Origin of the sequence: Streptomyces sp. NPDC059477, assembly GCF_042749375.1 — a bacterium.
Taxonomy (GTDB): Bacteria; Actinomycetota; Actinomycetes; order Streptomycetales; family Streptomycetaceae; genus Streptomyces.
The window spans coordinates 1-21,449 of the sequence record NZ_JBHYUG010000026.1 but is presented as its reverse complement, the minus strand read 5'-3'; the positions used below and the strand labels follow the sequence as shown (position 1 = coordinate 21,449).

Genomic DNA, 21,449 nt, shown 5'->3' with positions numbered 1-21,449 from the left:
GAAGAGAAGAGGAGAAGAATTCCGATGTTCGATCCGGCAGATTTCCCCGAGCCCACCCTTGTTTCAGTCAATGGTGTGGAGCTTGAGGTCTTCGAAGCGGGCAGCCAGAACGCAGGCAAGCCCATTGTCCTCTGTCACGGCTGGCCGGAACACGCCTTTTCCTGGCGCTATCAGATGCCCGCCCTCTCAGCGGCTGGCTACCATGTCATCGTCCCGAACCAACGGGGTTACGGTAATTCTTCCCGCCCCACCGAAGTGACGGACTACGACATCGAGAACCTGTCGGGTGATCTCGTCGCACTTCTCGATCACTACGGGTACGAGGATGCCACCTTCGTCGGTCATGACTGGGGTGCGATGGTCGTCTGGGGACTGACCCTGCTGCACCCGAACCGCGTAAACAAGGTGATCAATCTGAGCTTGCCTTACCAGGAGCGCGGAGAACAACCCTGGATCGAGTTCATGGAAGCGGTACTCGGCGGCGACTTCTACTTCGTCCACTTCAATCGGCAGCCAGGCGTTGCGGACGCCGTCTTCGATGAGAACACCTTCCGGTTCCTTCGCAATTTGTACCGGAAGAACCAGCCGCCCAGGGAGCCTCAGCCCGGCATGGCGATGATCGATCTCGCCAGAGCGGAAACGCCACTCGGTGATCCCGTCATGAGCGACAGTGAACTGGCCGTCTTCATCTCCGCCTTCGAATCAACAGGATTCACGGGCAGCGTGAACTGGTACAGGAACCTCGACCGTAACTGGCACTTGCTGGCGGACGTGGACCCGATCATCCAACAGCCCGCGCTGATGATCTACGGCGACCGGGATGTGGTCCAGAAGTCAGAGAAGCTCGCGAAGTTCGTGCCCCATGTGGAAGTGGTAAGTCTGGATTGCGGTCATTGGATTCAGCAGGAAAAGCCGGAAGACACAAACCAGGTGATCGTAAGATGGCTGGAGCAGCAGGATGCCACGTAGTGCTCCGTGATTCGGTTCGTGTCACCGGAGCATCTGCTGGCGGCACGGAAACCCTGAACGGGTCGGGGGGGAAACACCTCCGGCCCGCTCTCTACCTGCACAAGCCCAAACGCGGCTCCGATGGTTCTGAGGCTCTCCCGCTGCTCCGGAGATGCGGGTCCGCACCCCGCTCTCCCATGAACTCCCCTGATCTCGCCGACACTTCACTTGTCAGAGCCATCGCATGAGCGCGTTCCTCACCCCGGCCTGCACCACATGCCTGCCGGGGTGAACACAATGCAGGAACAGCCGCTCCGCACTCTGCACGCCTACAGCGGAGAGCGCGGCTCAGGAGCGAGCACTCAGTCGCGGTGGGCGAGTTCCTGGGCCGGTTCCGCGCAGCGCACCCGGGCCAGGGAGAAGTCGTGGGGCAGCTTGATGACCGCCTCGAAGGCGCTCATGCCACCGTCCTTGGCAAACGCCGAACCGGCCGACGTCGCCGACGTCGCCGACGTCGCCGACGAACTGTGCTCCACGATCACGACCGGCCTTGTCGCCCTGGACCACATCTACCCAAACGCCCGCGCCCATTGGGAGCGGTACCTGGCGTACGGATACCAACGCGACCCTGCCAGCCACGCACCGCGCGCCACGCCGCCAGAGCCGGATGCGACCCCCGCTCCGGGACCAAGTACGCCATCCGTCTTCGATCCGATGACCGGCCGCGTACGGGTCATGAGCCGAAAGTGCCGCAACTGCATCGGCCTCCACGGCAACCCCATCGGGCTCAGCGACGAACGGCTCCGTGAACTCCAGGGGCGCCGTCCCGACGGCGGCGATGACGAAGGGTGGACCGTCTGCCACCTCGCCCTGCCCGACACCCCCCCCCAGAACACCACCCACGTGCCTCTCTCGGCCTGTGCCTGGATCGCCCAGCCCCCCCGGCCGCAACCCGCTCCCTGGCCATGCGCATCGGCCCCTCCGTCGGCATCGACCACCGACCCCCGGCCCGCACCCTGATCCCAGACCTACGGTGATCATTCAGCCGACGAAGCCCACAGCCCGGCGGCGTCACCGAGCCCAGGCCCCCGGCCTTCAGCGCCGCCCCCTCCCAGGACCGCGGGCCGCGCGCTGCCGCCGTTGATCACCACGCCCGAGGCCGACCGCGACCGCACGTCGTCCGGGCACGCCCGGACCAGACCCAGACCCTCGTTGCCCGGCGCCTGTGTCCTGGCCACCGAACTCACCATCAGACGAGGCATGCGAGACCGCTGACCCGATCCGGCCCGAACGCCTCACCTTCGACCCGACGCAGGCGTGGGGCGGGCAACTACCTTCGTTCGCGCATGAGAAGCAGCAGAACCGCCTCCCCCGGCTACACCTCGCGGCCCAGGAAGTTGAGCAACCTGGTCTGGGCGTCTGCACCGGCGGCCGAAGAGACCTTGGCACCAAACGCCCTCGGCATCCGGATATCCCCGTCTTCCGGCAGCAGAATCTCAGTCGCCACGGCCACCGCTTCGGGATCCAGTACCTCGTCCTGGCCGGTCGCCCGCGCCAGGTCCCATCCATGGATCAAGGTATCGGCACACGCCATCCGCCGCACGAACTCCTCGAACGGGATGGAACCAAACTCCTCCCCCAGAAGGGCACGGGCCTTCACCGGGTCACGCAGGGCGGCCTTGATCTCCCCGGATGCCGCGTCCCATGCCTGGGCCAGGTCCTCGCCCCGGCCTGGCGCAAAATAGCCTGATCCGTCCAGCCCGGCGACGGCCCGCCTGTGATTCGAGACCACGTGGGCCACAACGTCCCAAGCAGTCCACCCCGGACACGGGGACGGATCCTCCCATCTACCCGGCGGGCAATTTAGGATCAATTCCCCAAAACGCTCCGCGATCCGTCCGTAAAGCTCCGGCACTGAAGATGCCACTTCGTTCCTCTTCCACTGATCAGGCCAGCAACACGACCATCCGCCCGGGGACACGGTCCGATCCACGCGTCACCGGCCGACGGCCACACGACGCGAAGAACGCATGCCCCCACAACGTGCCCACTCTGGCAGAAACAGGGGGGAGCAATGGAAGGAGGTGAACCGCAAACAGGGCACCGCTCTCACGAACCCGCATACCGAGGCCCGGAACAACCCCTTCCTGGCAGCGAGTTCCCTGCAAGCCGCCGCCGAGAATCCGCTGAGTTCCTGCTGGGACCCGCTACTGACCTCCCCCTCCCCGCGCCCCGCGCCGAACTCCACCTCACCGCCACAGCCGACGGCCAACCCGCCGGACTGCCCCGCCGACGGCGGACTCAGCTACCAGACGCCCCCGTCGGCAGCTACACCGGGAAGCCGGCGGTCGGCAGCCGTCCAGTGGCAGCGGCAACGGCGAGTGACCGCTCACCTCGGCCACCAAGGCGAAGGACAGCACAGCGCAGGTGCTCGATCTCGCTGCACGACACGGCCATGGCCTTCTGCGCCTCCAAGAGGCCGGTCCCGGCTCCTGCCCGGCGGGCATCGTGCTCGGGGGGCATGTCCCGAGTCGACCTCTGACGCCGCCGTGTGGATCACCGAGATCATCATCGAGTCGCTGCGCGCCGGCGAAATACGGGCACCGGCCGAGATCGGCGTCCTCCACAACGCGGAACCGGCAGTGCGCGGCCGGTGTGCTGAATGAGGCTCTCCGGTGCCTACCGAAGGCCCTGTTCAACGGCGACCGGACACACGAGGCCGCCTCCCCGACCGTCGGCGCGCAACGGCCCCCGTACGAACACGGCGTTGTCGGCGCCGCGCCGTAGGTTGCTGGGCACAACCCGTTCTGAGAGACGATGGGGGCAGGGGTGCGCAGTCCGGTCGACGGCCAGGTCCACGTTCACTACAGCCAGATCTATGTCGAGAGCGATCCCGACAGCCTCGGCCCGGGCCTCGCGGAGGCGTTCGCCGGCCAGAGCGCGGGGTTGTGCGGGGCGGCGGTCTCCGGTGCTCTGTGGCTGTCGACCGGCCTGCACACGGGCAGTGTCGGTTTCACCGTCGAGGTCCACGAGCAGGCTCCGCCCCTGGACACAGAGTGGGAGGACGTCGTGGAGGTGTCCTTCCGCCCCGTGTCCGCTCGCAGCGCGCTCGTGCAATGGGCGGGCGAGGCATCCTGGGAGCTCGGTCTGGAAGAGACCGACTACCGGGTGCGCTACTGCGCCAGGGGCATGGACGAGGCGCGCCGGGGGGACACCCGGCTGGAGGGGGAGCCCCCGCTGGACTGCTACCTCCTGCAGTTGTGGCCCGCCCCGCCCGCGCCGGACCGCGTCCTCAGACAGACCTCCCGGGCCGCCGCCCACTGGCACGGCTACGCCCGCCGGCAGCCGCCTGCTCCCACCCCCGCCGAACGTGCCGAGGCCGAACGCCTCGCCCGGCTCGCAGAAGAACGGGCGGAGGAAGAACGCAGGCTCGTCAACGAACGCTGGTACTGGGGCGGGCAACTGCCGAGCCGGGCCCTGCGCTCCGTCGGCGGCAACGCACGTAGCCTCCTGCGCTTCGATCCGGCCCTCGTCCACGCCCTCGCCGCCGCCGGCCCCGAGATCCAGCGTGCGGTTGCCCTGCTGGCCGCCCGCCGCGCCTGCGAGGCAGCCGGCCTCACCAAACTCGACTGGATCGCCGCGGCACTCACCGCCCTGTCCGGGAACCGCCCGCTGCCGTCGCCCTTCGACGACACGGCCCACATGTGGCAGGCTCTGGACTCCGACCACCGCGTTCCCACCAGGACCGTCGGGCGGCCCATCCCGCCCCAGCGGCCCCCCTTCCGGCCGCCCACCCCCGACGACGAGCAGGAGCCCGTACCCGGGCCCGGACCGTCCCCGCAGATCGTGGGTCCCGCAGCCGCCATGGCGAAGCCCGTGCGCCCGCCCGCACCATCGATACCGACACCCACCGCCGCGGCGTCGTCGTCGTCGCCCACAGGGCACATCACCGTCGGCGAGCCGGACCCGTCCTTGCGTCTGTCCCAACCGCACATGGCTCTCCCCGCACTGCTCGCCGCCGCCGAGGCCGACCCCCTCCAGGCGGCCCTGGACGCGGTGTTCGCAGCCGTGGCCGCCCACGGTGAGGACTACCGGTCACTGCTGCACGAGGTCCGGTCCGAGCTGGGAGCCCCACCCCTGGACACAGACAGGCACAGCTGATCCGCACCAGAGCGGTGATGCGCACCGCACTGGCACCGGCCGAACCCGCCGCACCCGTCAGAAACGATGCGGTCCGGGCGGACGTACCCCGCCGGCAAGCCGCCGCCGACCCCGTCGCGACCGCCCGCCCGCTCGCTGCCAGCCGCGCGGCTGGTCAGCTTGTCCTGCGGGCGGGCGCCGCCCTTACCGTGGACTTTGGCACGGACGCCGTCCGGACGAAGTCGGCAGGCAACTCCTGGTCCACGTTGGCCCACCACCCGGTATCGGCGGGCAGCAGATAGCCGTACGAGAAGCCGATCACCTGCTGGCCGTCGCGGGCGATGACCAGACGCATCCCGTCCCGCTGGACGTGGAGGAGGTTGGGGTCGATGAACTGGGCGACGCCGCTGGAGCCCTCGGGAGGGAGGCGTCGAGCACGGGGACAGGCTCCTCGCCCTCGTACCGCTCGTACGCCACCTCTGTCAGTACGCGGCCCCCTCGTGTGTGCGTGCTCGTCCAGCGTCGCGACGGCGTGGCGGGCTGAGTCGGCGGCGATCCCCCGCAACGCCCCGGTGATCTCCCGCCGTTTGCCGGCGACACGCGAGGACCTACGACCGGCCGACCGTGTGGCTGGCCTGGTGATCCTGCTCTACGCTCAGCGGCTTTCGGCAGTGTTCCGCCTGAAGGCCAATCAGGTCACCGAGGACGACGGCAAACTACTGCTGGACCTGGGCCTCCCCGATCCGGCTCGCGGCCCCACTCGACCAGATCACGCTGGAGCCGCTGGCGACCCGCCACAGCCGGTCCCTCCTCAGCGCCCCGCTGGCTCCCTGTGGCTGTTCCCGGGAAACCGCCCAGGCCAACGGGTCGGCGAGTCCGGCATGCACAAGCGCTTGGCGTGGCTGGTAGCTTGCGTCGACCCACGCGACAGGACATGAAGGAGCGCTCATCGTGATGCCCGAGACCGCCCCGGCGGCTGACCCCGGCGAATGGGATGCCGCGCTGGCCACTGCCTTCGAGATACTGCTCGGCGGACAGCCGACCGTCGCCCCCTCCGCCGCCGGATACGGGGTGTACTACGCCTCGGACCCCCTCGACGAGTTCCTGTTCCCGAGTCCGTGGGCCACCCCTGAGGCGCTGTCGGACCGGGAGCCGAGGCACCTTCCGGATCCGGACGGGGAGTACCCCTTCTCCCCCTGGGCATGGCGGTTCGACCTGAGCGAGTCGCTGTTCCGCTTCGACGCCGACCTCCTGGCGGGAACGGGACCGTGGGGCGACGGCGGACACAAGGGCCCCCGGCCGTTCGACGACGCCTTCGTCGCCGACCTGCGGACCGTTTCCTCGGTCGATGAGGCCGGTGAAGTGCTGGTGCGCGGCGCGGAGTTGGGACCGCTCCTGGGGCGCCATGGGGTCGAGCTGACCAGCAGGGAATCCGAGAAGCTGAACGGCTGGCTGACCGTGCTGCTGCGGGTCGCCACCGACGGCACGCTCACCGGTGCGATGCGGGCCGCCACGTTCACCGAGCGCGGTTGCGGACACCTGGTGTCGATGCACGACATCAGATACGCCTCCGCCGCTGCCGAGCCCTGGGAAGAACGGCTGAGCGCGGTCACGCATCCCGCGCTCCGCGACCATCTCCGCATGCTCTGCCTCACCCGGGAACGCGCGCGCAGCGAGGGCGGTTTCTACTGCGGCACCGGCTACTGGCCGGGGCCGACCGATGTCCTGGAGGAGGTCGGCTGCTCACTCGTCGCGGGCTGGGGGTTCGGCGAGTCACAGGCCGCTTCCGCCGTCGTACGACTGCCGGACAAGCGAGAAGTGCCCTGAGCGAGCCGCTTGATGATCCCTCATCAGGCCTGGAGATCACGGACGTCCGCGAAGCCGACTGCGGGGGCGCACGGTGAGCTGCCGCTGACGGTTTCACCTCCTCCGGTATCGGATTCACCCTCGAACGTCGTACGGAGGAGTGCGCCGAAGTCGTCCGGGTGCTTCACATAGCCGACGTGGCCGCCGGGGAACAGCACCAGTTCCTTTCCGAGGCGTTCGGCCAGGGCGACAGCCGGGCGGTGCACGTCGTGGGTACGTGAGTCCTGCCCGCCCGCCACCACGATGCGCCCCGTCAGCGGGGCGAGTCCGGCGAGGTCGGGCACACAGTTGGAGAACGGGCGCAGCACATGGGCGAGGAAGAAGTCGGTGTTGTCGTTCTCCTCGGGCAGTACCGGCGCGGGACGGCCGCCGAAGGCGGCGCTGAACCGGTCCATCGCCGCCTCGATCCCCTGGCTGCGGTACGTGGCGTGGACGGCGTCGATGAAGGCCAGTTGCTGTGCGGCGTCCGACAGCAGCGCGTAGGCGGGCGGTTCGTGCACGACCAGGGCGGCGAGCCGCTGCGGTCGCGGGACGGCGAGCCGGATCGCGAGCCGGAGTGCGATGAGCCCGCCCGAGCAACTGCCGAAGATCCGGACCGGCTCGTCGGGGTCGGCCACCCGGTCGAGCAGCCGGTGCGCGTCGTCGGCGTGCACGTCGATGGACTGGTCGACCGGGGGGCCGTCGAGCGGGCTGCGGGAGTTACCGCGCGGGTCGAGGGTGAGTACGCGGTGGTCGGCGGCGAAGTGGTCGGCGAGGCCGTCGAAGACGGCGGCGTCGGAGTTGCCGCCGCACAGGAGCAGCAGGAGCGGGCCGCTGCCGCGTACCTCGTAGTACAGGTGCGCGCCGGGCACCGCCAGCGTCCCGGTTTCCCTCGCGGTTCGGGGATTCGTTCCGGCGGTCGCCCGGAAGCCCACGGTGTCCATCGTGCTCCAGATCGGAATCGGTGCGGCAGCATCAGAATCAGTGTGGCAACGCAGAGTAGCGGATTGCTCATTGAGCGTAGCCGTTCCGGTATCGTGCGGCAGGTACCGATCATGTCGATCCGTCCCCAGGGGTGCCGCCATGGCAGACAGCACCAGCCCGGGGCAGGGGGCCGGGCCGCGCCTGCTGCTGAACGCCCAGTCCTTCGGCTTCGGGCCGCCGGCCGCGACGGCGGCTCTCGCCCATGAACTGGCGCCCTGGTGTGCCGAGGTGGGCTACTTCGGCGCCGGGCACACGCTGGACCTCCAGCACTGTCCGCCGTATCACACGGTGTACGCGACCACCGGCCTGTCCGACGACGAACGGCTGGCGTGGCTGCGGCAGTTGGCGCCCCGGTACGACCTTTTCGTGACGGCCATGGACTTCGCGGAGGCCGCGCTGGCCCGGCGCGCCGGGTTCAGGGTGGCTGTGTACGACGCGCTCACCTGGTTCTGGACCGAGATCCCGGCGGCGACCGGCGATGCCGAGCTGTACATCGCGCAGGACTTCTTCGGGGTCCGCGAGCGGATCTCGGCCCACCCGACGCTCCGCCGCAACGCCCTGGTGGTGCCGCCGATCATCCCCGGCCTGCCGCGCCGGCGGGTCTGGCGGCCCGCGCGGGCGGGCGAGGGTCCCGGGCGGCACGTCCTGCTCAACCTGGGCGGTCTCCAGAACCCCTGCTGGCCGGACTCGGAGGCCGCCGCGTACGCGCGGCTGATGCTGGACGCCGTCCGCGCCGCGCAGCCCGCCGGCCGGTCCGTCATCGTCACGACGAGCCGCGCCGTCGCAGCCGAGCTGGGCGACCCCGCTGTCCGTACCGACGGCCGCGACACGGTGCTCGGCCTGATGGCCTGTGCCGCGTACGCCTGCATGACACCGGGACTCGGCAATATCTACGACGCGGCGGCGACCGGCGTACCGACCCTGTGGCTGCCGTCCGCCAACGAGACCCATCACCTCCAGGCCCGTCTGCTCGCCGAACACGGCTACTGCGACGCGCGGGTGGACTGGCCGGACGTCGGCGGGCCGACCACGTACGACGTACCACTGCCCGCCGTCCCGGAGGCGCTGACGAAGGCGATCGTGGAGGTGGTGCGTCAGCTCTCTGCGGAAGCGGTGCTGAAGGACCGGCTGGCGGAGCAGGTGGCCCGGAGCACGGACGGGCTCGGGCTCCTGCCCGGCAGGGCACGGGCGCTGACGGACCGCTTCGGCCACGGCGGCATGCGGGAGGCCGCGGCGGCGCTGGCACGACTGCCGCTCGGCCGCTGACGGCCCGCGCGCCCCGGGCCAAGATCGACGTCCGCCCCGGGCCCAGTCACAACGCCGCGCTGGCAGACGCTCCAGCGCGACGACCCAGTAGGCGCCGCCCAGACCCTGGTCTGCGTGTGGGGAAGCTCATCCCGACGCACGGGCAGGCTTACACCGTGACCGCAGACGGGTCCCCGGCCGTCCCTTCAACACCGCTCTGCCGCCAAGCGCACCACCCGTTCTGGTGCCGGCTCGGTCGCACGGCCGTCGGTCGGAGGCTTCATGCGTTCGGCGGCGTAGGGCTCCAGGGCGTCGATCAGGCCACGGGGGGCTCGGCCGGTCGACTGCTGGTAGTCGGCCCATGCCGCTGGGCGGTGGCCGGGTGCCTTGCCTAGTGTCCTGAGTCGGGAATTCGGTTCAGATATCCGGTGAGGCGTTCGAGGATCTCGTCCGCGGTCTTCGTCCAGACGAAAGGTTTCGGGTCTTCGTTCCAGGTCTTGATCCAGGTGCGGATGTCCTTCTCCAGGTTCTGGACGTTCTTGTGGACGCCTCGCCGTATCTGCTTGGTCGTGAGCAGTGCGAACCACCGCTCGACCTGGTTGAGCCAGGAGCTGCTGGTGGGGGTGAGGTGGACGTGGAAGCGGGGATGCGCGGTCAGCCACCGCTGGACGGCGGAGGTCTTGTGGGTGGAGGCGTTGTCGCAGATCAGGTGCACGTCCAGATCCGGACCGGACGAGGGGCGGGTCGCGCAGCACCCTCTTCGAGCCCCGGCCGCATGCTGGTGGGCCCGGACAACCGTGGAGTCGACCGACACCAGTCACTCGATGTCGCCCGCCGCGTCCGCTTTCGCCTGCGCAGCCCGCAGCATCCGGTCGAACGTCCCGTCCGCCGCCCACCTGCGGAAACGGGTGTGCGGCGTGGCCCACGGACCATAGCGCTCGGGCGCATCCCGCCGAGCCGTGCCGGTCCGGAACTTCCACACGATCCCGTTCAGGACCCTGCGGTCGTCCAGCCGCTTCCGCCCACGCAACGACACGGGCAGCAACGGCCGGACGAACTCCCACTCCGCGTCGGACAGCTCATGACGACGTATCACGACACCATGATTCACCAACGAAGATCATTTGAAGACAGGCCCTAGCAGTCCGCCGAGCCGGTCAGCGCACCGCGCGTACGGGCTTGGTCAGCCCCACTGCCTGCTCAACGAATGTACGCAGGGAACCCGGGTCGACGCACGCGAAGCGCCGCACGGCCAGCAGGCTCCGTATGGCGCCCCGGCCGCCAGACGCTCATGCCGTGCGCTGTGGCGGTGACCAGCGCCTCAAAGCCATCGAACAGCACGTCCTGCCAAGAGCCCTTGTCTTGGACTGGGTCCTGGGCATCGACCCAGGCGGTACGAAGCGGCCCGACTCACCAAATCCGATGGATCACCATATGCACTGATTCCGGAGTGAGGGTGAATTCGTAATGTGCGTGCAGTCGTTCGGTCTTCGCAGCTTCGAGGAAGTGCCGGGCCTCGGCCGCTGCGAGCAAGAGAGAGCGGCGCGGGCCCGGCGTGATCGTCTTGTGCGTTCCGGGCGACGTTGCCTGGTAGCTCGCACTCGGGGACGGCGTGTTCCGGGGCGGCTTCGAGGGGTGAGGGGATGTAGGTCACGGTCGATGGAGACAGCCGCTTGCAGCACATCCGGTTCGGGTGATTCTCCGCGCACTCATAGACGGCGGCGTCCAGCCGCAAACGAATGCATCCTGATTCGGGGCCCGGGCGCCGCGCCGATGGCTCTCTTGCGCGTGCCCTTCACTTCCACAAGGCCGATACTGCCGACAGCAGCACCGCCCGAACCGCTCAGCCCGCCTGTCACCGTACCCAGGAGGTACCCATGAGGATGCTCATCAACGTCCCCGAGACCGTGGTGGCGGATGCCCTGCGGGGAATGGCCGCCGCGCATCCCGAGCTGACCGTCGATGTCGAGAACCGGGTGATCGTACGGCGGGACGCGCCCGTGGCCGGGAAGGTGGGGCTGGTTTCCGGGGGTGGGTCGGGGCATGAGCCGTTGCACGGGGGGTTCGTGGGGCCGGGGATGCTCTCGGCGGCCTGTCCGGGGGAGGTGTTCACCTCGCCGGTGCCCGATCAGATGGTGCGGGCCGCGGCTGCGGTGGACAGCGGGGCGGGTGTGCTGTTCATCGTGAAGAACTACACCGGTGACGTGCTCAACTTCGACATGGCCGCCGAACTCGCCGAGGACGAGGGCATCCAGGTCGCGAAGGTGCTGGTCAACGACGATGTGGCGGTCACGGACAGCCTCTACACGGCGGGGCGGCGCGGGACCGGGGCGACGCTGTTCGTCGAGAAGATCGCGGGTGCCGCCGCCGACGAGGGGCAGCCGCTGGAGCGGGTGGAGGCGATCGCCCGGCAGGTGAACGAGAACTCCCGCAGCTTCGGGGTCGCGCTCAGCTCGGTCACGACGCCCGCCAAGGGCAGTCCCACCTTCGATCTGCCGGCCGGTGAGCTGGAGCTGGGCATCGGCATCCACGGCGAGCCCGGCCGGGAGCGGCGGGCGATGATGACGTCCGGGGAGATCGCCGACTTCGCGGTGCACGCGATCCTGGAGGACATGAGTCCGCGCAATCCCGTGCTGGTCCTGGTCAACGGCATGGGCGCCACGCCGCTGCTGGAGCTGTACGGCTTCAACGCGGAGGTGCAGCGGGTGCTGAGCGCGCGCGGGGTCGCCGTCGCCCGCACCCTCGTCGGCAATTACGTCACCTCGCTGGACATGGCGGGCGCCTCGGTGACGCTGTGCCAGGCCGACGGTGAGCTGCTGCGGCTGTGGGACGCGCCGGTGAGCACCCCGGGGCTGCGCTGGGGCATGTGACGGGACCACACTCCGTCCGGGCGGGGCGGCACGGCCTCCCGTCCCACGCGGCATCGCGCTCCCGTCCCTGGCGGCGGCGCCGTACTCCCGTCCCCGACGCGAATGCCTCCTCCTCCGGGCGGCACCGCGCCCGGTGAACGTACCTACCACGCAAGGAGTCCCAGTGCTCGACGCCGATTTCTTCCGCCGCTGGATGACGGTCACGGCCGCCTCCATGGCGCGTGAGGCCGAGCGGCTCACCGCCCTCGACTCGCCGATCGGGGACGCCGACCACGGCAGCAACATGCAGCGCGGGTTCACGGCGGTGTCGGCCGCGCTGGAGCAGGAGGCGCCGGACACCCCGGGCGCGGTGCTGATGCTGTCGGCGAAGCAGCTCATCTCGAAGGTGGGCGGCGCCTCCGGCCCGCTGTACGGCACGCTGCTGCGGCGCACCGGCAAGGCGCTCGGCGACGCGCCCGAGGTGAGCGAGGAGCAGCTGGCGCAGGCGTTGCGCACCGGCGTGGAGGCGGTGATGACGCTGGGCGGGGCCGCGCCGGGCGACAAGACGATGATCGACGCGCTGGTTCCGGCGGTGGACGCGCTCGGCACGTCCTTCGCGGCGGCGCGTACGGCGGCCGAGGAGGGCGCGGTGGCGACCACGCCGCTCCAGGCGCGCAAGGGCCGGGCGAGCTATCTCGGCGAGCGCAGCATCGGCCACCAGGACCCGGGCGCCACCTCGTCGGCGCTGCTGGTCGCGGCCCTCGCGGAGGCCCACGGTGAGTGACGACGGCCTGGTGGGGATCGTGCTGGTGTCGCACAGCGCCGAGGTGGCCGCGTCCGTCGCCGCGCTGGCGCAGGCGCTCGCGGGCGGCGGGGCACAAGTGCCGGTCGCGCCCGCGGGCGGCGTCGAGGGCGGCGGGCTCGGCACCAGCGCCGAGCTGATCGCCGCCGCGGCGGCCTCGGTGGACCGCGGGGCCGGGGTGGGCGTTCTCACCGACCTCGGCAGCGCGGTCCTCACGGTCAAGGCGCTGCTGGCCGAGGGCGACGAACTCCCGCCCGGCACCCGCCTCCTGGACGCCCCGTTCGTCGAGGGCGCGGTGGCCGCGGTCGTCACGGCCGCGGCCGGTGCCGATCTGGCGGCGGTGGAGGCGGCGGCGGCGGACGCGTACAGCTACCGCAAGGTGTGAGCGGGGCGGCGGCGGGTGGCCCCACGTTCACCCGCCTCGCACCGGGCCCCCCCCCCATCGGCGGGGGGGGCGGGGGGCGCGCCCCCCCCCCGCGACTGGGGGGAGCCCACCGAGCGGCTGGAGGAGCTGTACCGGTGGGTGGAGCGCGGGGCGCTGCGGACGGCGGCCTGGTACCTCGCCGACCGGGTGTGGAAGCGGCGGGGCGCGCGGGCGCTGCGGGCCGGGACGGCGGTGGGGGCGGTCGCCGGGACGGCCGTGCCGCTGCTGGATCTGACCGGGGTGCTGCCCGGGGCGACGCCCTTCGGATATCTGGCGCTGCTGCTGGCGGTGGCGTGCGTGGGGGTGGACCGGTGTTTCGGGATGACGTCCGGATGGATGCGGGACGTGGCCACCGCGCAGGCCGTGCAGCGGCGGTTGCAGGCGCTTCAGTTCGAGTGGGCGTCGGAGGGCGTGCGGGAGGTGCTGGGGCCCACGGAGGGGACGGCGGGCGAGGCGGCGGAGCGGTGCCTGGGGCTGCTGCGGAGGTTCTCCGAGGAGGTGACGGAGCTGGTGCGGGTGGAGACGGGGGACTGGATGGTGGAGTTCCGGACGGGGGTCGCGCCGCTGGGGATGCAGGGGGGTGTGCCGGGGCCGTGCCGGGAAGGGGGCGGCTCGGCGGTGGGGCGGATTCCGTCGCCGCCTTCAGGCTCGGCACGGCCGAACATGCCTCGGCAGAGGCCGCCGGAGGCGCGGTGAGGTTGGGGGCGCTTTCCGAGGGGCGCCCCGAGGGCAGGTTGCCCTCGGCAGGGGGCTGGAACGGGCGCAGGGGCGGCGCCCTGCTGCCGACGCCCTGCTTTCAGGGGCGCGGGGAACTGCGCGACCAGCCACGACCCGCCCGCACCCGAAAACGTCACACCGACGGCGACGGAAAAGTCACCGGACTCCGCAACCCCGCCCGGTTCACCGCCCTCACCCCGAAGAACACATTGTCCTTGGACAGATCCACCTCGTGACGGATCACGTCACCGACCGGAATGACCTCGCTCCAGTCCGGGGACCTCGTCTCCCGCCAGACGATCTCGTAACCCTTGAGGTCCGGCTCAGAACCCCGGCTCCAGGTCAGCTCGGTCGAGTTGGTGAGGGCCGACGTGGTGATCCGGGCGTCACGGGGACTGTCGGGGGCCTGCGCGAGGGTCCACAGGGTCGCGGCATTGACCCGGGCCACCCGGGCGACGTACGGCCAGTCGCAGAACTCCGGCAGGTCCCCGTACCGCTTGCCGGATTCCTCGCGAACGTCCTGGTGCTGATGGGCGTAATCCTCGGCGGGCTCGGTGAAGCGGGCGGCGGGAAAGCCGCGTTCCAGGAACGGGATGTGGTCACCGCCCCGGCGGTAGCGGTCGCGGCGGTAGATGACCCGGACGCGCATGCCGGTGGCGTCGTTCTCGGCGACGTCCCGGACGAACCGGGCGAGCTGACGGGTGGCGGAGTCGTTCTCCCCGCCGACCGAACGGCGTAGGGCCGCCTCCTCCGGGGTCTCGGAGGAGGGCACGCCCTCGGCGAAGAGCCGGACCACGTACGGCTCGCGGGTGCCGTCCTCGGCCGTCGGGCTTCCCACGATGTCGTTGGTGAACATGCCCCGCACGGCCGTGCCGTCCGCCTCGAACCGTCCCGCCATGTGCGCGGCCCCGTACAGCCCCTGCTCCTCCCCCGCGACCGCCGCGAACACGATGGTGGCCGCCGGGCGGCGGGTGGCCATCACCCGGGCCAGCTCCAGGACCACGGCCACGCCCGACGCGTCGTCGTCGGCGCCCGGGGCGTCGGAGACGGCGTCCATGGCGTCCGAGACGCGGGAGTCGTAGTGGCCGGAGACCACGTACACCCGCTCCGGGGCGACCGAGCCGCGCAGGGTGGCGACGACGTTGGTGATCCGGGTCGGGGCGGGGACCCGGTTGGCGGGTTCCTGGACGTACGACTGGAGGGCGACGGTCATCCGGCCGCCGGAGCCGGTGGCGTACCGGCGGAGTTCGGCGAGCAGCCAGTCGCGGGCCGCGCCGATACCGCGCCGGGGGTCGTCCTGGCTGGAGAGGGTGTGCCGGGTACCGAAGGAGACCAGCTTGCGGACGGTCGCCTCGACGCGGCCGGGGTCGATCTCACCGAGCAGGGTGCGGAGTTCGCGGCTCGGGGGCTGGTGGGTGGGGGGACGGTCGGGGGCGTCGGCGGTGGGGGAGGGAGAGGGGGACGAAGAGGGGGACGGGCTGGGGGCCGGTGGGGCCTCCGGGCTCGCCGCACAGGCACTGGCCGTGGTCGAGGCGGTCACGGCCGCCGTCGCGGTCGCGGTGAGGAGTGTCCTTCGTGTGGGACCCATGGGCCCATGGTCGAGCAGGCCCGTGGGGTGGGCAAGGGTCACTTGCCGGCCTTGGGTCGCATCCTCAACGCCCGTCACTCGCAAGGCTGCTGGGCCTGGGAAGGGCGGGGCGGGTGACCGGGGGCGGAGTGGATGACGGCCGCGTTCGCGGGCGGGACGGTAGGTCGGTTGCCGACCGGAGCGGACCGGCGGTGGGCGGGCGGGCGTCGTACGGTGAACGCCGATACGGAGGTACAACGGAACGGGCGGCGGACCAACCCTCCCTCCCGGCCCCCTCCGTCACTCCCGCCGGTAGGTCAGTGACTCCCCCGACACGGTGTTGTCGCGGCGCAGCGTGCCGTCCGGGAGGAGGGTGACCTCGGTGGCCTCGCCGGGGCTGCACGAGGTGGCCGGCTCGCCGGTCGTCACGGTGGACGGGCCGATCCGCAACGGGCCGTCGGTGCCGGGCTCCTCGGCCAGGGCCGCCGCGAACTCGCAGTGATAGGTGCCGCTGCCCGCCGGGCCCTCGGCCACCAGCGAGAGCACGCTGTCGCCGACCTCGCCCTGCCGGATGGTCAGCCGACGGGTGTTCACGCCGTCCGCGTTGTCGACGGTGGTGGTCCAGGTGCCGAGGTAGGCGGTGGGGACCGCCCCGTCCGAGGGGGTGGAGGACGACGGGGACGGCTGCGGCGAGGTGCCGGTGGCGACGGGTGCGGTGGCCGCAGGAACCTGGGTGCCCCCGCCCCCACCGCTCGCATCGTCGTCGCCGCCGCTCATCAACGCGTACACCGAGCCGCCCGCCCCGACGGCGACCACCAGCGCCACGGCGATCAGCGCGGCGGTGGCCCGCCCGTTGCGGCGGGGCGGCTCGTCGGGGTCGCCGGGGTGGGGGAGGTGCGGTATCGGGGGCGGTCCCTGGGGCGGGGTGGAGCCGTAGGGCTGCTGGTATGGGGGGTACGGGGATCCGGGCCCGGCCGGGGTCTGCCAGCCGGAGGGCTGCTGGGGATGGCCGTACCGGGGCTGGGGCTGCTGGGGATGTCCGTGCGGCTGGGGCGGGGCGCCGTACGCCGGGTGGGCGGGCGGCTGCGGACGTACCGTCCCTGGGGTCGTGACCGCCGTCGGCCGATGGTCCGGGTGGCCGCCCGTGCCAGGCGCCTCGACGGCGGGGGCGTGCTCGGGGGACGCGCCGGCCCCTTCCGGACCGCCCGGCCCCTGAGGCCCCTGGGGTCCCTGGGGTCCCTGGGGGTCCTCCGTGTCCAGCAGCCGCACCGCGTGCCGCCCGAGTTGCGCAACCAGGGCGCCCGGCAGCCAGGGGTCGCGGGAACGGCCGTCGGCGACGGTGTCCTCGGCGCCGGTGCGATCGAGGATGTCGTCGAGGGACGGACGGGCCGCCGGGCCCTTCCGCAGACAGTCACGGACCAGATCGGCGATGCCCTCGGGGACACCGGTGAGGTCCGGTTCCTCCTGGGCGATACGGAACATCAGGGCGTGCGCCCCGCTGTCGGCGCCGCCGAAGGGGAGGCTGCCGGTGGCCGCGTAGGCCAGCACGGAGCCGAGGCAGAAGATGTCGCAGGCCGGGGTGACCCCTTCGCCGCGCACCTGCTCGGGGGCCATGAACCCGGGCGAGCCGACCAGCGCGCCGGTGCGGGTGACGCCGCCGTCGGTGACCGTTTCGAGCGCCCGCGCGATGCCGAAGTCGATGACGCGGGGTCCGTCGATGGTGACCAGCACATTGGACGGCTTGAGGTCCCGGTGGACCATCCCGGCCGCGTGGATGTCCTTCAGCGCGTGCGCGAGCCCGGCGGCGAGAATCCGCACCGACCGCTCCGGCAGCGCCCCGTGATCACGCCCGACGACCTGCTGAAGACTGGGCCCGGCGACATACCCGGTGGCCACCCAGGGCACGGCGGCCTCGGTGTCTGCGTCCAGGACGGGCGCGGTCCAGTGGCCGCCGACCCGGCGCGCGGCCTGCACCTCCTGCCGGAAACGGGCCCGGAACTCGTCCTGCGCGGCCAGTTCCGCACGGACGACCTTGACAGCGACGGTCCGGCCGCGCTCCGAGCGGGCGAGATACACCTGGCCCATCCCGCCGGCCCCGAGCCGCCCCAGGAGCCGGTAGCCGCCGATCCGCTGTGGTTCCCCCGGCCCGAGCATCTCCATCGACCGTGCCGCTCCCTCAACCGAACCATGCGCCGCGTGCTTTCCGGCGCGTGTGCACTCCTGTGCGATGGTCTGAGAACTCTACCGACCACCCACGGCCGAAAACCAACGGGTCCCGGCGTCCATGAAATCCCGGGCAGTGCCCGAAAGTCGACCCCGGGACACATCACGCGTGCCTCGGTCGGCTCTGCGGTTCCCGCGCGTGCGCGGGGTCCCACCGCTGGCCGCACAGCCCACCGCGGGCAGTGCAAGGGGGGTTGCCGTTCCAGGGGCAGCGCAGTCGCTCGTCCTCACGCCCCGATTCGAAGACGTTGAAGCAGCAGCAAGGCGGCAACGGCGTTCGCCGATCGGATCTCACCGCCCGCGATCAGGTCGGGCACCCGAGCCAACGGCACCCACTCACGGCGCGCGGACTCGAAGTCGTCCTCGGGAACCGTGCGTACCTGCTCTGCCTGGTCGGACCAGTAGACGCGGTGGTGGGACGTCGAGATGCCCGGCATCGGGTCAACGGCCAGGAGCAGCCGCATCGGCCCGGGGCGCCACCCGGTCTCTTCCTCGAACTCGCGCGCCGCCGCGGCGGCAGGGTCCTCGCCTTCCCCGGTGCCACCTGAGGGAAGCTCCCAGCCCCACGCCCCGGTGATGAAGCGGTGGCGCCACAGAAGCAGGACCTCGTTGGCCTCGTTGACGACGGTGGCCACGGCGACCGGGCGCAGCCGGATCACGGTGTGGTCCAGGTGCCGGCCATCGGGCAGCTCGACATCCGCCATGTTCACGGTGACCCACCGGTTCTCATAGACGGTGCGCTCGCCGAGGTTCCGCCACACTGACACGCTGCTGCCTCTCGTCCGGGGGTACGCCCCATCGGATCACAGATGGCTACAGCGGGATGCGAAGGGTGTCGTCGATCCGGTCGACCACCTCCCTCGTGGACGTACTGCGGGTGGCGGCGAGGCTGCGACGTACGCCTGCGAGTCGGTCGAAGAGCCGGTGGGACTCCATCCCCTCGATCGTGTCGAGCATGTGCGCAGCGGTGCCGGCGGCGCGATCGACTTCTCCTTCACGCAACTCGCAGTCGGCGAGGGTGGCTAGCCGGTGGACCCGGCCGCGGGCGTGGGTCTGGACGGCGACGGCTTCGGCGGCGTACTGCTGTGCAGGCCCGGTGTCTCCGAGCCGCATCAGCGTGTCGGCCATCGCGGTCTCCAGGAGGCCGGGCTGCACGTACCCGGTCTCGTCCGGCTCCTCGTCCGGGCGGATCTGTCCAGATGCGGTCTCCGCCTGCTGCATGGCCCGGCGAGCTGCGGTCCGGTCGCCCATGCGGGCGTACGCCTTCGCCTGCATGGCGTGCAGGTCGCAGGCGACCGGTCGCCCATGCGGGCGTACGCCTTCGCCTGCATGGCGTGCAGGTCGCAGGCGAGAGCCGGGCTGATGGCGTGGCCGGCGGTACGCAACCCGGCCTCCGCGAAGGCGACGGCCTGCCGGTGCTCGCCGAGGTAGAGGCCGTGGTTCACGAGGAGCGCTATCACGTACCCGCCGAACGCCCGGTCTCCGGACGCCTTCGCCAGCCTCAGGGCCTGGTGGTAGTAGCGCTGGGCGAGCCCGTGCGCGTTCGAGTCGTAGGCGCAGATCCCGGCGATGGCCACCAACCCGCCTACCGCGCGGTGCAGTTCGCGGCCGGTGGCGTCCGTGTACGTGCCGCGCATCAACGGCGTCGTGTCCTCGGCCAGGAAGCGCAGGACCCGGCCGCGCGTCCCGACACCGCCGGTCTTCCGGTACATCTGCTCGTAGTGCCTGCGCGCGATCCGCAGATGCTCGACGTCGGGCAGGCCCACACGGACCGTGCCGCGGCTGGATGCGTCCACGTCGTCAGGCGGATTTTCCCACTCCCACACCGGGCCGACGGCAGGCAGCCCGGTGATGACGGGTGCCCGTTGGACGTCCTCGCGCTGCTGGTGGTCGCCGCGCCACAGAGCGATCGCCCGGCCGATGAACCCGCCGAGCGGAGTTCCGGCCGGGGGCGGCGCCGACCGGGCGCCCATACCGAGGTCATCGAGGCTCACGGTCCGACCGAGACGCCCCGAGAGGACGTCCGCGATCAGTTCTGGTGTACGACCCCGAGGCCGCTGACCCTTGAGCCAACGGATGACGGAGCTGTGGTCATAGCGCATCTGCGTTCCCTGTGCTGCTGCCGCGCTGTTGACGCGGGTGGCGAGTCCCAATCGGGACATTCCTGCCTCGTCGAGCAGCGCGTCAAGCAGTGTGTTCGGCTCCAAGAGGTGCCCCCGGCTCACTCGGTGTGTGGAGCGTACTCCCCCTCCGTTCACACAGTGTGTGGGCCCGGTAACGCCACAGGTGCCCCGCACACAATGCCGCGCAACGGATCAGAGCGGCACGATCAGGGCAGGAAGCACGCACCGTCCTCTGGAGACCGTCGATGAGCAGAACCGCCGCCGTAGAGATCCCGCCCGAGGTGCTGAACATCCTGGCTCTGCCCGCGTTACCAGGTCTGGACGAGGACAGGGCCGCCGGCCGCGTGTGCATCTGGGGCGGCGAGTCCCTGACGATCGAGACGGCCGTCGATCTCGGCGAGCGCCAGCACATCGCCGGTGGCCGCTGGTTCCCCCGCGCCTGTCACGCCCACACCGGACGGCGAGCGTTGCAGGCGCTGATGGACCACGCCCCTCTGTGCGAGCGGTGCGCGGATGACGCGGGCAGTTGCGAGACGGGCATCGGTCTGCGACGCCTCATGAAGGACGGACGACGCTCCGCATGAACTTCCCCCCGCCCCCATCCCAAGCGCCTCCTGGCTGCGACCAGTGCGCGGCGTGGGCCCGCGCCCGCCTGCGGGCCCGGGCCGACGGCGACCTGTCCCGCGTGACCGACATGAATGTCCTCATCCGACGCCACCACGCCCCACCCACCGGCCGCCAGGGGAAGTCATGACCGGCACCGAACGGGACTGCACCTGTGACGGGCGGGATGGGGCGGTGACGCGGTGAACGTCGGCACCTGGCCCCAACCCGGCACCTCCCGCATGACCATCGAGACCTACCGAGTCGGCCCGGACGGCCAGCACACCGGCCCCACCGTGCGACGCACCTACCGGCCCGCTCCGGGACCCCTCACCACCGTCTCCCACCGCTGGCCACCGTGCCGCTGCCCCCGCTGCCGAACCGGCCAGGGACCACGGACCGAAGTTCCCGGTCTCTCCGGCCGGGAAACGCAAGGCGATGTCCCCGACCGAGCCTCCCCGGCGACGGGCCTACAGCGCGGTGAGCAGGATGCCAGCCGGTGACCTCCAGCCCGCCCGGGACCGCATGCGATGGCGGCACATCGCGCTCCGAGCCCTCGTAGACTGGCGTGGCTGCCCCAAAACGACAACAAGCCGGGGACTAGACACAGTTGTGCAGACTCACCATCCATCGACACGCCCTGACCGGGACCTCAGCCCGATCCCACTGAATGAAAACGGGACTACTCCCGGATAGAAGCGCAGGTCAGGAAGTGTCGGCCCCGCGCATGCGGGGGTGTTCCCGGCACGGAGCGGCACATCGCGCAGATCGCGAAGTCGGCCCCGCGCATGCGGGGGTGTTCCCTGCGGGAGCTGCTGAGCTACCAGAGGACCGAGGTCGGCCCCGCGCATGCGGGGGTGTTCCTTCGAGATTGAGCGTGATCAGCTTGATCGTCGTGTCGGCCCCGCGCATGCGGGGGTGTTCCCTGGCCGTCCAAGTCGGCCTGGGTAGCCAGATCGTCGGCCCCGCGCATGCGGGG

The 21,449-nt window shown here is 71.2% G+C and carries 16 protein-coding genes, 2 pseudogenes and 1 CRISPR repeat array; of the genes and pseudogenes, 9 read left to right on the top strand and 9 right to left on the bottom strand.

Translation table 11 applies throughout. From position 1 onward, the window contains the following. Positions 1 to 24 precede the first annotated feature (24 nt). Complete coding sequence (locus tag ACFXAZ_RS15970; RefSeq protein WP_384590513.1) at positions 25 to 969, top strand: alpha/beta fold hydrolase; 945 nt, start codon at positions 25 to 27, stop codon at positions 967 to 969. Between the two features lie 1,354 nt (positions 970 to 2,323). On the opposite strand, the gene ACFXAZ_RS15965 is transcribed toward ACFXAZ_RS15970, so the two are convergent. Then, complete coding sequence (locus tag ACFXAZ_RS15965; RefSeq protein ID WP_384590510.1) at positions 2,324 to 2,863, bottom strand: TIGR03086 family metal-binding protein; 540 nt, start codon at positions 2,861 to 2,863, stop codon at positions 2,324 to 2,326. A 914-nt stretch (positions 2,864 to 3,777) separates the two neighbouring features. On the opposite strand from ACFXAZ_RS15965, the gene ACFXAZ_RS15960 reads away from it, so the two are divergent. Further along, complete coding sequence (locus tag ACFXAZ_RS15960) at positions 3,778 to 5,109, top strand: hypothetical protein (RefSeq protein WP_384590409.1); 1,332 nt, start codon at positions 3,778 to 3,780, stop codon at positions 5,107 to 5,109. A gap of 154 nt (positions 5,110 to 5,263) precedes the next feature. On the opposite strand, the gene ACFXAZ_RS15955 is transcribed toward ACFXAZ_RS15960, so the two are convergent. Further along, on the bottom strand, positions 5,264 to 5,443 hold the full coding sequence (locus ACFXAZ_RS15955) for a hypothetical protein (RefSeq protein WP_384590406.1): 180 nt from the start codon (positions 5,441 to 5,443) through the stop codon (positions 5,264 to 5,266). A 599-nt stretch (positions 5,444 to 6,042) separates the two neighbouring features. Here ACFXAZ_RS15955 and ACFXAZ_RS15950 point away from each other — a divergent pair. Beyond that, complete coding sequence (locus ACFXAZ_RS15950) at positions 6,043 to 6,915, top strand: hypothetical protein (protein WP_384590403.1); 873 nt, start codon at positions 6,043 to 6,045, stop codon at positions 6,913 to 6,915. A gap of 23 nt (positions 6,916 to 6,938) precedes the next feature. Here the strand turns inward: ACFXAZ_RS15950 and ACFXAZ_RS15945 are convergent, their stop codons facing one another. After that, on the bottom strand, positions 6,939 to 7,877 hold the full coding sequence (locus ACFXAZ_RS15945; protein WP_384590400.1) for an alpha/beta fold hydrolase: 939 nt from the start codon (positions 7,875 to 7,877) through the stop codon (positions 6,939 to 6,941). A 139-nt stretch (positions 7,878 to 8,016) separates the two neighbouring features. Between ACFXAZ_RS15945 and ACFXAZ_RS15940 the strand changes: the two genes are divergently transcribed. Next, positions 8,017 to 9,183: a hypothetical protein gene (locus ACFXAZ_RS15940; RefSeq protein ID WP_384590397.1), complete on the top strand. Its 1,167-nt coding sequence runs from the start codon at positions 8,017 to 8,019 to the stop codon at positions 9,181 to 9,183. 370 nt (positions 9,184 to 9,553) lie between these two features. Here the strand turns inward: ACFXAZ_RS15940 and ACFXAZ_RS15935 are convergent. Beyond that, positions 9,554 to 9,886, bottom strand: a pseudogene (locus ACFXAZ_RS15935) (transposase); the annotation flags it as partial. 93 nt (positions 9,887 to 9,979) lie between these two features. Then, the gene (locus ACFXAZ_RS15930; RefSeq protein WP_384590394.1) at positions 9,980 to 10,258 is read right to left on the bottom strand and encodes a transposase; all 279 of its coding nucleotides are present in this window, start codon (positions 10,256 to 10,258) and stop codon (positions 9,980 to 9,982) included. Between the two features lie 781 nt (positions 10,259 to 11,039). On the opposite strand from ACFXAZ_RS15930, the gene dhaK reads away from it, so the two are divergent. The 4 genes from dhaK (at position 11,040) to ACFXAZ_RS15910 (ending at position 13,933) form a co-directional block, all read left to right on the top strand. After that, positions 11,040 to 12,032 carry a dihydroxyacetone kinase subunit DhaK gene (gene dhaK, locus ACFXAZ_RS15925; RefSeq protein WP_384590391.1) on the top strand — a complete coding sequence of 331 codons (993 nt, stop codon included), beginning with the start codon at positions 11,040 to 11,042 and terminating at the stop codon, positions 12,030 to 12,032. A 163-nt stretch (positions 12,033 to 12,195) separates the two neighbouring features. Next, the gene (gene dhaL, locus ACFXAZ_RS15920; protein WP_382683067.1) at positions 12,196 to 12,795 is read left to right on the top strand and encodes a dihydroxyacetone kinase subunit DhaL; all 600 of its coding nucleotides are present in this window, start codon (positions 12,196 to 12,198) and stop codon (positions 12,793 to 12,795) included. Then, positions 12,788 to 13,198: a PTS fructose transporter subunit IIA gene (locus ACFXAZ_RS15915; RefSeq protein WP_384590388.1), complete on the top strand. Its 411-nt coding sequence runs from the start codon at positions 12,788 to 12,790 to the stop codon at positions 13,196 to 13,198. The genes dhaL and ACFXAZ_RS15915 overlap by 8 nt, the downstream gene beginning before the upstream one ends. A 15-nt stretch (positions 13,199 to 13,213) precedes the next feature. Further along, a complete protein-coding gene (locus tag ACFXAZ_RS15910) occupies positions 13,214 to 13,933 on the top strand; it encodes an SLATT domain-containing protein (RefSeq protein ID WP_384590385.1) in 720 nt (239 codons plus the stop codon). A 154-nt stretch (positions 13,934 to 14,087) separates the two neighbouring features. Here ACFXAZ_RS15910 and ACFXAZ_RS15905 read toward each other — a convergent pair whose 3' ends face one another. The 4 genes and pseudogenes from ACFXAZ_RS15905 to ACFXAZ_RS15890 all read right to left on the bottom strand — a co-directional run bounded on the left by ACFXAZ_RS15905 (position 14,088) and on the right by ACFXAZ_RS15890 (position 19,951). Then, positions 14,088 to 15,542 carry a M28 family metallopeptidase gene (locus tag ACFXAZ_RS15905; RefSeq protein WP_384590381.1) on the bottom strand — a complete coding sequence of 485 codons (1,455 nt, stop codon included), beginning with the start codon at positions 15,540 to 15,542 and terminating at the stop codon, positions 14,088 to 14,090. Between the two features lie 279 nt (positions 15,543 to 15,821). Further along, entirely contained in the window at positions 15,822 to 17,681 is a 1,860-nt protein-coding gene (locus ACFXAZ_RS15900; RefSeq protein WP_384590378.1) for a protein kinase, read from the bottom strand. A 290-nt stretch (positions 17,682 to 17,971) separates the two neighbouring features. Next, entirely contained in the window at positions 17,972 to 18,511 is a 540-nt protein-coding gene (locus ACFXAZ_RS15895) for an NUDIX domain-containing protein (protein ID WP_384590376.1), read from the bottom strand. Between the two features lie 46 nt (positions 18,512 to 18,557). Then, positions 18,558 to 19,951 (bottom strand): annotated as a pseudogene (locus ACFXAZ_RS15890) (transcriptional regulator). A 161-nt stretch (positions 19,952 to 20,112) separates the two neighbouring features. On the opposite strand from ACFXAZ_RS15890, the gene ACFXAZ_RS15885 reads away from it, so the two are divergent. Continuing rightward, complete coding sequence (locus ACFXAZ_RS15885; RefSeq protein WP_384590373.1) at positions 20,113 to 20,451, top strand: hypothetical protein; 339 nt, start codon at positions 20,113 to 20,115, stop codon at positions 20,449 to 20,451. A 733-nt stretch (positions 20,452 to 21,184) separates the two neighbouring features. Next, a CRISPR array of direct repeats spans positions 21,185 to 21,398; the repeat unit is 31 nt; unit sequence GTCGGCCCCGCGCATGCGGGGGTGTTCCCTG. Positions 21,399 to 21,449 lie beyond the last annotated feature (51 nt).